The 10,853-nt window shown below is 48.9% G+C and carries 9 protein-coding genes; 8 read left to right on the forward strand and 1 reads right to left on the reverse strand.

What is annotated here, in order from left to right:
• Window positions 1–613: 613 nt before the first annotated feature.
• From KQI75_RS12530 to KQI75_RS12555, 6 genes are all read left to right on the forward strand, one after another.
• Window positions 614–1,237 carry a hypothetical protein gene (locus KQI75_RS12530; RefSeq protein WP_216471157.1) on the forward strand — a complete coding sequence of 208 codons (624 nt, stop codon included), beginning with the start codon at window positions 614–616 and terminating at the stop codon, window positions 1,235–1,237.
• Between the two features lie 38 nt (window positions 1,238–1,275).
• Window positions 1,276–1,572 (forward strand): nucleotidyltransferase family protein, encoded by a 297-nt coding sequence (locus tag KQI75_RS12535; protein WP_216471159.1) that lies wholly within the window; start codon window positions 1,276–1,278, stop codon window positions 1,570–1,572.
• Window positions 1,559–1,963, forward strand: a complete 405-nt coding sequence (locus tag KQI75_RS12540) for an HI0074 family nucleotidyltransferase substrate-binding subunit (protein WP_216471162.1) — start codon at window positions 1,559–1,561, stop codon at window positions 1,961–1,963. The genes KQI75_RS12535 and KQI75_RS12540 overlap by 14 nt, the downstream gene beginning before the upstream one ends.
• Before the next feature lie 1,310 nt (window positions 1,964–3,273).
• Window positions 3,274–3,642, forward strand: a complete 369-nt coding sequence (locus tag KQI75_RS12545; protein ID WP_281416238.1) for a DUF559 domain-containing protein — start codon at window positions 3,274–3,276, stop codon at window positions 3,640–3,642.
• A 305-nt stretch (window positions 3,643–3,947) separates the two neighbouring features.
• The gene (melB, locus tag KQI75_RS12550; protein ID WP_216471165.1) at window positions 3,948–5,399 is read left to right on the forward strand and encodes a melibiose:sodium transporter MelB; all 1,452 of its coding nucleotides are present in this window, start codon (window positions 3,948–3,950) and stop codon (window positions 5,397–5,399) included.
• Between the two features lie 98 nt (window positions 5,400–5,497).
• Entirely contained in the window at window positions 5,498–7,720 is a 2,223-nt protein-coding gene (locus KQI75_RS12555; protein ID WP_216471167.1) for an alpha-galactosidase, read from the forward strand.
• A 20-nt stretch (window positions 7,721–7,740) separates the two neighbouring features.
• Here KQI75_RS12555 and KQI75_RS12560 read toward each other — a convergent pair whose 3' ends face one another.
• Window positions 7,741–8,643, reverse strand: coding sequence for an AraC family transcriptional regulator (locus KQI75_RS12560; RefSeq protein WP_216471169.1), 903 nt, complete (start codon window positions 8,641–8,643; stop codon window positions 7,741–7,743).
• Between the two features lie 86 nt (window positions 8,644–8,729).
• On the opposite strand from KQI75_RS12560, the gene KQI75_RS12565 reads away from it, so the two are divergent.
• The gene (locus KQI75_RS12565; protein ID WP_246566668.1) at window positions 8,730–10,025 is read left to right on the forward strand and encodes a galactokinase; all 1,296 of its coding nucleotides are present in this window, start codon (window positions 8,730–8,732) and stop codon (window positions 10,023–10,025) included.
• A 13-nt stretch (window positions 10,026–10,038) separates the two neighbouring features.
• The coding region (gene galE / locus KQI75_RS12570; RefSeq protein WP_216471170.1) for a UDP-glucose 4-epimerase GalE at window positions 10,039–10,853 on the forward strand (815 nt) is incomplete at its 3' end.

Genomic DNA, 10,853 nt, shown 5'->3' on the forward strand with positions numbered 1-10,853 from the left:
AGTGCCCCTTTTTCTACTTAGATTATAACCGCATGAGATGGAATTGTCAATTCTCATAAAAAATTCTTAATGAATCGCGCAGGAGACTGCCCGCAAAGAGAACGAGAGCAGGATTTATTTGATTCCGTTCAGGAGATATATAATTTTGCAATCAAACAAGATGTATTATAATCTTACGATGTGAAAGAGCCTCTTTTCGAATAAAATATTGATTTTTGTTGAGAAGTATAGTATCCTTATTGGCAGGTACACCATAAACGGATAGGCGGCGCATCTTCTCTATTTCAGAGAGGGAGCGAACAATTTTCTTACCCCTCTCTTTTTAATAGAAGGGAGGGCGATGCTATGTATGTGACATTTTCAGATTTTTTCCAGATGATTTCCGCATTTGCGACGTCTGGCATGTTTTTTCTGGCTCTGCTTACCTATTTAAGCAAAAGAAAATAACCGCCCAAGCGACCAAACTTAGCGGTTATTTTCTCAGATAACTTCGTATAAGAAGGCGCGCCGTTTATCGGTGTGCCCCTTTTTCTACTTAGATTATAACCGCATGAGATGGAATTGTCAATTCTCATATCATGGATTCCTCACGAAAGTACCGACAACAGGAGTTATGTTAAAAACAATCATATTTCTTTTGCTGATAACATTTCAGTTTTATTTCAGCAGCTATTGTTCCAATAAACAAAAAGAAAATAGAGAACCGGCAGGAAAGCCGGTTTTCCATCAGATAAAACATTTTCGCTTTTTATATATTTTCAAATATAAAGACCATGTTTTAAAACAAGAATGGGTGATGCAGTTTGCTGCGATCGTATTATGGATTATCTTTGTTATCTCATACTCTCTGTACAGGATATTCGGATTAAAAATAGTTTTTGCTATGGACGTCCTCACATGTATTTATTTGGGAGTGACAGTTGGATATATCGCAGTCTTGGTGTGCAGATATCAGCATCATTTGTACTTTACGAATAATACCAACCACGAGCATGATTGGATATGTGAGATGAAAGAAGCCTTTGGCATGCATCCAAGGCGAAAAGGAAAAGTTGTTGCATTTCATGAAAAGCGGCAAGACAAATATGGAAAACAGTATCGGCTTGGAGATGTACAGTGCTCGAGAAAGCTGACAATTTATCATGTGCGAATCTACGATGACGAATTGCTGGTAGGAGATATAACGAAGGTTTTCCGAGACGATTTAGAGGGAAACATCCAGTGGGTGGTCTTTTAAAAATTAAAAGTGGAGAATTTTGATGGGAGGGTGCACCTATGATTTACAATACCGGAATCAAACCGCAAGTGCAAGACGAGATTTGTCATCTGGCTGAAAAATATCATCTGAACCGAGTGATTCTGTTTGGTTCTCGTGCACGGGGAGATTATTGGAGAGCCAGCGATATTGATTTGGCAGTTTCCGGCGGCGACATCACGCGTTTTTCTCTGGATTTGGAAGAAGAAACCTCTACGCTGCTGACGTATGATGTTGTCAATTTGGACGAGAAGGTATCTCCGGAGCTGCTGGCGAGCATTCAAAAGGAAGGAATTATTTTGTATGAAAAAGTTTGAAAATTACTGCTCAAATCTCAATGTTCTGTCGCGCGCCGGACAAGAGGATTTGACGAATGAATTTATTATCGGCGGAATTATTGATAAATTTCATATTCAGTTTGAGCTTGGCTGGAAGGTGCTCAAAGAGCTTCTGAAATACGAAGGTCGGCAGGAAGGGAATACTGGCTCACCCAGAGAGATTTTAAAAGCGGCTTATTCTATTTATGGATTTTTGGATGAAGAAATTTGGCTTTCTATGCTAAAGGATCGCAATAGCATGACGCATATCTATGACGGGGCAGAGGCGCAAAGGCTGGTGCATACAATTTTGGATCAGTATATCCCGGAGTTCATCCGATTGCGTGACAACCTTCAAGAGCAATATCCTTCCTCTTTGAATCTCCTTTAATTAAAAACAATATGATAAAGAACATGCATCCGCCGAATGAGTATGATTCCTCATTCGGCATTTTTTTGCATATAAAAAATGCTTTGTGTATAACTTACTACACAAAGGTTAGGATAATGCTTGAAAAACACAAGCAATTTTATAAGTCAGATACATTGTTGATATATCAAATAACTAGAAATATATAGGCTCAATTGAAAGGCGAAAAGTGAAACGGTTTGGTTGAAAATAAAGATACACTATTGCAACACAAATGCTTCGTGTGTAAAAAGTGCCATCAGGTTAAGGTGATACAGGTTGCCGGAAAGAGGTAAGTTTGCAGGGAAAAATGTACACAGGTTAAGGTGATACAGGCTGCCGGAAAGGTGGTAGCTTACAGGGAAAAATGTACACAGGTTAAGGTGATACAGGCTGCCGGAAAGAGGTCAGCTTGCGGGAGAAAAGTGTACACAGGTTAAGGTGATACAAGCTGCCGGAAAGGTGGTAGCTTACAGGGAAAAAGTGTACACAGGTTAAGGTGATACAGGCTGCCGGAAAGGTGGTAGCTTACAGTGGAAAAGTGTACACAGGTTAAGGTGATACAAGATGATGCGGAGCAGCTGTATAAACAAGAGTGTGCATGGATGAACGATGGTGAAGCATTATTGAAAGCAGAAAGCACACTCTTGCGCAAAGTGTTCTGCCAAGAACAAAAGTTGATACATTTCAAGTTGTTTTGCATATATAGAGATGACTGCTGAGAAGGCTTTGTGTAGTAAGTTATACACAAAGGCCTGTCAAACTTGGAAAAAGACCTAGCAAATATGCAGATAAAAACAAAGAATATGAACAACCGCCCAATCATCTTCAAAATGATTGGGCGGTTTTCGGTATCATAACAACTATATAGAGAAAAATTGAATCAATTTCTATTGTTTAGGGAATGAGGGTGGTTCAGTCTACTTTCGGCTTCAGCGGGCCGCAGAAATAGCTGGCTGCTGCATGGACAAACCTTGGCAGCTGAAAACACCAATGACATTACAGCTCGCTGAGCAGGCCGAGCAGATACTGTTCTTCCTCTGCCTCTACCGTGCCGGTCTGAATCAGTCCGCAGCTCGTGAGTACGTGCTGTATCGGATCGCGTGTACACAAACTCGCACAAGAACAAAAACTTCACGCCAAAACGAGGGATTTGTTCTCTGACTTATATCATGTTATTACAGCGCTGCACCGAGAATCAGAAACGTTAGAATTTATTGTTGCCGACGGATTTATCCGCGACAGCCAGAATCCGGATGTGCACCATCCGGTACTGACGCGGTGCGTATCGTCTGGACATGGTTGCCGTTTGCGGCAAAAAAAGGGTTGCCATCGAATGCGATGGCGAACGCTGGCACAGCGGAGAGGCGAAAATCCGAGAAGATATGGAGCGACAAACCATTTTGGAGCGGCTCGGCTGGCGATTTATCCGTATTCGAGGCAGTGAATATTATCGAGATGCAGAGCAAACGATGCAGCGCGTCATGCAGGAATTGACGGATTTTGAAATCATGCCGGAAGAAACGCAGGAATTTGCGCCCGGAACGCGCGACACGGAACTGCTGCAGCGCGTCAAGACCCGCGCACATGCGCTGATGCAGAAGTGCGAACAACCCGACTTGATAGATGTAGAAACCATTCGCGCTGCCCTACAGGCATAAAAAACAGAGCGCCTTTTTTCGGCGCTCTGTTTTTTTCTCGGTTTTATCGGCATTTTTACCGAGACAATCCCGGCGAAGCTCGGTAAAACAGTGCAATAATTCGGTAAAATTTACTAAATTTATGCAAAACAGCAAAAAATGGCAAATTTTGTTTGGCACGCAGTTAACAAATTGACTGTTTTTTGTTACAAAATGCACTTTTTTCTTCGGTGCTTATCCTTTATAATTAGTGTCACAAATAAAAGAGAATGTGCACAAAAACTCTGGTATTTCGTATCAAAAGTTCAAAAATGGAGGTATGAATCATGGCAAATCCATCTGCTACCGGCAAGCTTCCAGCAAGACAAAAATACTGTTTTGGCATCGGCGCCATTGGTAAGGATGCAATCTGCAATCTGGTTGGCGCATTTCTGATGCTGTATTTTACCGATACGCTGGGTCTGAACCCTGCATTTGTCGGTGTCTTGTTCGCAGTGGCACGTATTTGGGATGCAGTCAATGACCCGATGATGGGTATGATCTGCGACAACACGCGCACGCGCTTCGGTAAATTCCGCATTTGGCTGATTATCGGCACGCTTGTCAACTCAGTGTTCTTTATTCTGTTATTTACGACGTTGGGAATTGAGAAGGGTTCCCCGACCATGTACATCTATGTATCCGTGATGTACGTACTGTACGGCATGACCTATACCATTATGGATGTTCCGTATTGGTCTTGGCTGCCGAATCTGTCCTCTAATCCGGAGGAGCGCGAAAGCATTTCCGTCATCCCGCGTATCTTTGCATCGCTGGGCGGCTTCATTGTGTGCACGTTCGGTCTGCGCGCCATCAACTTCTTCAACAACAAGTTCGGCGACAACACCGTTATGCAGAAGCAGGCAAACGGCTCCTTCGTCAACATTTCGGAAACCGGCTTCACCGCCGTTGCTGTTTGCATCGTCGTTATTTTCATTGTTTGCATCGGCATCACCGTATTCAACGTCAAGGAAAAGCCGACCACCGGCGCGGCTGCTACCAAGACCAGTCTCAAGGAAGCATTCGGCATCATCATCAAGAACGACCAGCTGGTTGCGTTCATCGGTCTGCTGCTGACCTTCAATCTGGCAACGCAGCTGCTCAAGGCATTCTCTGTTTATTACTTCAAGGAAGTTTGTCTGGCTGCTGACCTGTACTCGGTATTCGGCTTCACGATTATCTTTGAGATGATCGGCCTGTTCCTGTTCCCGGTCATCGCCCGCAACATCTCCCGTGAGAAGGTATATCTGCTTGCTTGCGGCCTGCCGGTTATCTCCATGATTGCGCTGGCTGTCTGCGGATATGTTTGCCCGACCAGCTACGTAGCTGTTATTGCTTGCTGTGCATTCCTGTTCTTCGGTTCCGGTCTGTCGCTCGGCACCACGACCTGCTGCATCGCCGATGTTATCGACTACGGCGAGCTGAAATTCGGCAAGCGCAATGAATCCGTTACCTGCTCCGCACAGACCTTCCTGATGAAGGCTGCACAGGCAGTGACCGGTTTGCTGTCCGGTGTTGGTCTGTCCGTCATCGGCTACAACGCTGCCAATGCTGGTCATCAGGCAGCCGGTACCATTCTTGGCATCCGCGTTCTGACGTTTGTCATTCCGGTTGCTCTGTGCGTCATCAGCTTCCTGATTTTCAAGCACGTGTACAAGTTAAAGGGTGAAAAGCTGAACGAGATGACCGAGCAGGTCAATGCTCTGCATGCCGCTCAGTCTGCATCCGTCACTGAGTAACACCCCCTATTTTCCTATTTTCTTTTCTTGTGAGGGAAGGACAGAAGTCCTTCCCTCCCTCACCATCCGCCCATAAAAACGGTAAAGAGAGGTAGACCATGCATATTTTTTATCATGCATCGAGCCAGACGTTCCATTTGTCCAACGATGCAGTCAGCTATATTATGAAGGTTTTGCCAAATGGTCAATTGGGACAATTGTACTTTGGCAAGGCGATTCGCGACCGAGAAAATTTCGACCATTTGTTGGAGATGAATCATCGTCCGATGAGTGCTTATGTATTTGAAGGAAATCTTCGGTTTTCTTTGGATCATGTCAAGCAAGAATATCCGTCATACGGCACCACGGATTTTCGTCATCCCGCACTGGAAATCGTGCAGCCGAATGGCAGCCGAATTACAGACTTCACGTATGTATCCCACACGATTACCGCGGGAAAGCCCGCACTTGCCGGACTTCCTGCCACGTACACAGAGCATGATGAGGAGGCACAGACCCTCACGATTGTGCTGCGGGATGCCGTCATCGGCGCGGAACTGGAGCTGCGGTATACCCTGTTTGCCGATTATGCTGCGATTGCCCGCAGCGCGCGGTTTGTCAACCGCGGCGCGCTGGATCTGCACCTGACCCATGCGATGAGCCTGAATTTGGATTTGCCGGACAGCAACTATGAATTTGTACACTTCTCCGGTGCATGGGCGCGCGAGCGGCACCAAAAGGTTCGCCGTCTGGAACAGGGCATTCAGAGCGTAGAATCCACGCGCGGCACATCCTCGCACAATCACAATCCGTTTGTCATCCTGAAGCGTCCGGAGACAACCGAATTTTCCGGTGAGGCCATCGGCTTCAGTCTGGTATATTCCGGAAATTTCTTGGCACAGATTGAAGTGGACACGTGGGACACCACGCGCGTGACAATGGGCATCAATCCGTTCCAGTTTGACTGGAAGCTCGCGCCGAATGAGTCCTTCCAGACGCCGGAAGCCGTGATGGTCTATGCGGCAGACGGTCTCAACAGCATGAGCCAAACCTTCCACAAGCTGTATCAGAAGCGTCTGGCGCGCGGATACTGGCGCGACCGTCCGCGTCCGATTCTCATCAACAACTGGGAAGCGACATATTTTGATTTTACCGAGGACAAATTGGTTTCCATCGCGCAGGCCGCAAAAAATGACGGTGTGGAGCTGTTTGTTTTGGATGACGGCTGGTTTGGCGCCCGCTGCAATGACCACGCCGGATTGGGTGACTGGGTTGCCAATCCGCACCGTCTGGCGCGCGGCATCACAGGGCTGGCACAGCGCATTGACGAACTCGGCATGAAGTTTGGTCTGTGGTTTGAGCCGGAAATGGTCAATGAGGATTCCGACCTGTTCCGCGCACATCCCGACTGGCGCATTTGCACGCCGAACCGCCGCGCTTCTCACGGACGCAATCAGTTTGTTCTGGATTTCACCCGTCAGGAAGTCGTGGACGCCATTTACGACATGATGGCAAAGATTCTGCGCGAAGCAAAGGTTTCGTATATCAAGTGGGACATGAACCGCTGTATCACAGAGGCATTTTCCGCAAAGCTGCCTGCCGACCGGCAGGGAGAACTGTTCCACCGGTATATTTTGGGCGTTTATCAGCTGTATGAGCGCCTGACCTCCGAGTTCCCGCATGTGCTGTTCGAGTCGTGTTCATCCGGCGGCGGACGGTTTGATCCGGGTCTGCTGTACTATGCGCCGCAGGGCTGGGCGAGTGATGATTCCGATGCCATCGAGCGTCTGAAAATTCAGTACGGCACATCCATGTGCTATCCGATCAGCAGCATCGGTTCGCATGTCTCCGTTGTGCCGAATCATCAGGTATTCCGTGTCACACCGCTGGAGACCCGCGCCAATGTCGCGCACTTCGGCACATTTGGCTATGAATTGGATCTCAACAAGCTGACCGCAGACGAACGGGAGCTGGTGCGCGGACAAATTCAGTTTATGAAGCAATACCGCGAAATCATTCAGTTCGGCACGTTCTATCGCCTGATTAGCCCGTTTGACAACAGCCAGTTTACCGCATGGATGGTGGTCAGCGAGGACAAAAAGACCGCGCTGGTCGGATATTATAAAATCCTCAATGAGGTCAACGGCCCGTATCGCCGCGTCAAGCTGCACGGTCTGAACCCTGATTTTTCGTATTGTGTAGACGGCGTCTCCGCGCATTACGGAGATGAGCTGATGGAAGTCGGTCTGCTCACCACAGACGGCTCCGCCGGTCAGCCGATAGAGGGCGATCGGGAGAGCAAGGACTTCGATTCCCATATTTTCGTCCTGCACGCCGAATAAACACGGAAAAAGCCGACACATCACGGTGTGTCGGCTTCCTCAAAATACAGTTGATTTTCTCTTTCGCTCTGTAAGCCTTCCTGCTGAGAGGCACGGTCTAGTCTTCGATATTGTGACGGCGTCATGCCGACACGCTGTTTGAATGCTTTGGAAAATACAAGGGAGTCCTGATAGCCGCACATGTCGGCAACGATGCCGATGGGGAAGTTCGTCAGCGTCAATTGCTCCTTCGCACGGCTCAGGCGGAAATTTGTCAAGTAAGCATTGGGAGAGGTATGCAAAATACTTTGAAACAGCGTGGTCAGATAACTCCGGCTGACGCCGACATATTCCGCGATATCATGCACCTTGATGCTGCGCGCGTAATTTGTCTGAATGTATTCCACGGCCGCCTGCACGTAGTAGTTTTGCTTGTCCATTTGAAATCCACCGTTTTTTATGAACACGCCGTGTGCGATGTGGGAGAAAAAGGTATACATCTGCGCCTGCACAAACAGCTGCTGTTCGATGTTGGCACGGTCGCTTTGCAAAATCTGCTGCACGATTTGCTGCAGTTCGGCGCCGCAGCCGGAGGAAAAGGTGGGAACCCGATAGGACAGACCGATTTCCCGCATGAGCTGATCCGCCCGCGTTCCCTGAAATCCAATCCACAGATAGGTCCAGGGCTGCTGTGCGTCCGCCTGATAAAATGTCATGACATTCGGCTCAATCAGAAAACCCTGCTCTCTTTCCAAATGATAGATTCGCGAGCCGATGCGGTATGTGCCCCGTCCGTCCAGCACATAGTGCAAAATGTAATTCGGACGGACGGCAGGACCGAAGCTGTGCCCCGCTTCACAGATGGAATAGCCGCAGTGACACAGGGACAATTCCTGAGAGTCTTGCTCCTGCCTCTCAAATGTTTTAACCCAAGATTTTTCCATGCGAAATCTCCTTTCGCAGCATTTTTCTTTATTTTAACATGCTTTGCTGTGAAAATCCACATATCTAACTCCGAGGTGATGTATCTTTGATTCGTTTAGAACAGGCAGAATTATCTCTGCATACAGGAAAAGCAGATGAAAGACTCTGCGAAGTATACGGCTGTATGGCGGGCAGTCCGGAACTGCCGGACTGCCGAAATCGGCTGCTGCACGTGCTGACGGGCTTCCGCACACAGTTTGGCGGAGTGGAAGAAATTGAGCTGTTCAGCGCACCGGGCAGAACCGAACTGGGCGGCAATCACACAGACCATCAGCACGGCAATGTGCTCGCGGCGAGCGTCAATTTGGACATTGTCGCGTGCGCCGCGCCGAATGACAGCATGATTGTGCGCATTCAGTCGGAGGGCTATCCGCTGGACGAAATTGATCTGACGGATTTGACCCCGCATCCGGAGGAGACCAACAAGACGGCGGCGCTCATTCGCGGCGTTGCCGCCGCGGCGCACAAGCTCGGCCATGAAATCAAGGGCTTTGACGCGTACATGACCAGCAATGTGCTGAGCGGCTCGGGTCTGTCCTCGTCCGCGGCATATGAAACCATGATCGGCGTCATCATCAACCGCTTTTTCTGTGAGAGCAAGCTGACCGCCGTTGACATTGCGAAAATCGGACAGTACGCAGAAAATATTTATTTTGGCAAGCCGTGCGGCCTGATGGATCAGATGGCATCATCAGTCGGCGGCATCGTGGCGATTGATTTTGCCGATCAGGACGAGCCTTCTGTGCGCAAAATCATTTATGATTTGCACGCGAGCGAGCATTCGCTGTGCATTGTAGACACCGGCGGAGACCATGCCGAACTGACCGGAGATTATGCAGCCATTCCGCGCGAAATGAGCGAGGTTGCCGCGGCATTCGGCAAGACCGTGCTGCGCGAGGTGGACGAAGCAGAATTTTTGAAATCTATTCCGTCTCTGCGCCGCCAGTGCGGAGACCGCGCGGTTTTGCGATCAATGCATTTCTTTGCGGAAAATCGCCGCGCTGTTGCGGAAAAAGAAGCACTGGAAAAGGGCAATTTTGAAAAGTTCCGCCAGCTGGTCATTGCGTCCGGCAGATCGTCCGCGATGTACCTGCAAAATGTGTATACCGGCGTCAATCCGGAAAAACAGGATATGTCGGTTGCGCTGGCGCTGGCAGAGAGCATTTTGGACGGCCGCGGCGCGGTTCGCGTGCACGGCGGCGGCTTTGCCGGTACGATTCAGGCGTTCGTGCCCAATGACATGCTGAGCTATTTCAAGACAACCATGGAATCCGTGCTCGGAAAAGATGCCTGCCACATTTTGACGATTCGTCCGGCAGGCGGCGTGGTTCTGCTGGCCTAAGGAGGAAACAAATATGGCAATTTTGGTACTTGGCGGCGCGGGCTACATCGGCTCGCACACCGTATATGAACTGATAGACGCAGGACGCGACGTCGTCATTGCGGACAATTTGGAGACCGGACACATCGAAGCGGTGCATCCAAAGGCAAAGTTTTATCAGGGTGACATTCGCAATCGCGAATTTGTGGATTCCGTTTTTGAATCAGAACACATCGACGGCGTTATCCATTTTGCGGCAAATTCTCTCGTCGGCGAATCCATGACAAACCCGCTCAAATACTATGACAACAATTTGTGCGGCACCAAGGTGCTGCTGGAATCCATGGTGGCGCACGGCATCGACAAGATTGTTTTTTCCTCCACGGCTGCGACATACGGCGAGCCGGAGCGCGTGCCGATTTTGGAGACGGACAAGACCGAGCCGACCAACTGCTACGGCGAGACCAAGCTGAGCATGGAAAAGATGTTCAAATGGGTGGGGAAGGCGCATGGCCTGCGGTTTGTATCGCTGCGCTACTTCAACGCCTGCGGCGCGCATGTCTCCGGCAAAATCGGCGAGGCGCACAATCCGGAATCGCATCTGATTCCGCTGATTTTGCAGGTTCCCAACGGACAGCGCGAATACATTTCGATTTTTGGTGATGACTACGACACCAAGGACGGCACCTGTATTCGAGACTACATCCATGTGACGGATCTGGCACAAGCGCATATTTTGGCGATGGATTATCTGATGAACGGCGGCGAGAGCAACATCTTTAATCTGGGCAACGGCGTCGGCTTTACCGTCAAAGAAGTCATTGACACCGCCCGCAAGGTCACCGGCCA

The organism is Butyricicoccus intestinisimiae (genome assembly GCF_018918345.1).
GTDB lineage: Bacteria > Bacillota > Clostridia > Oscillospirales > Butyricicoccaceae > Butyricicoccus_A > Butyricicoccus_A intestinisimiae.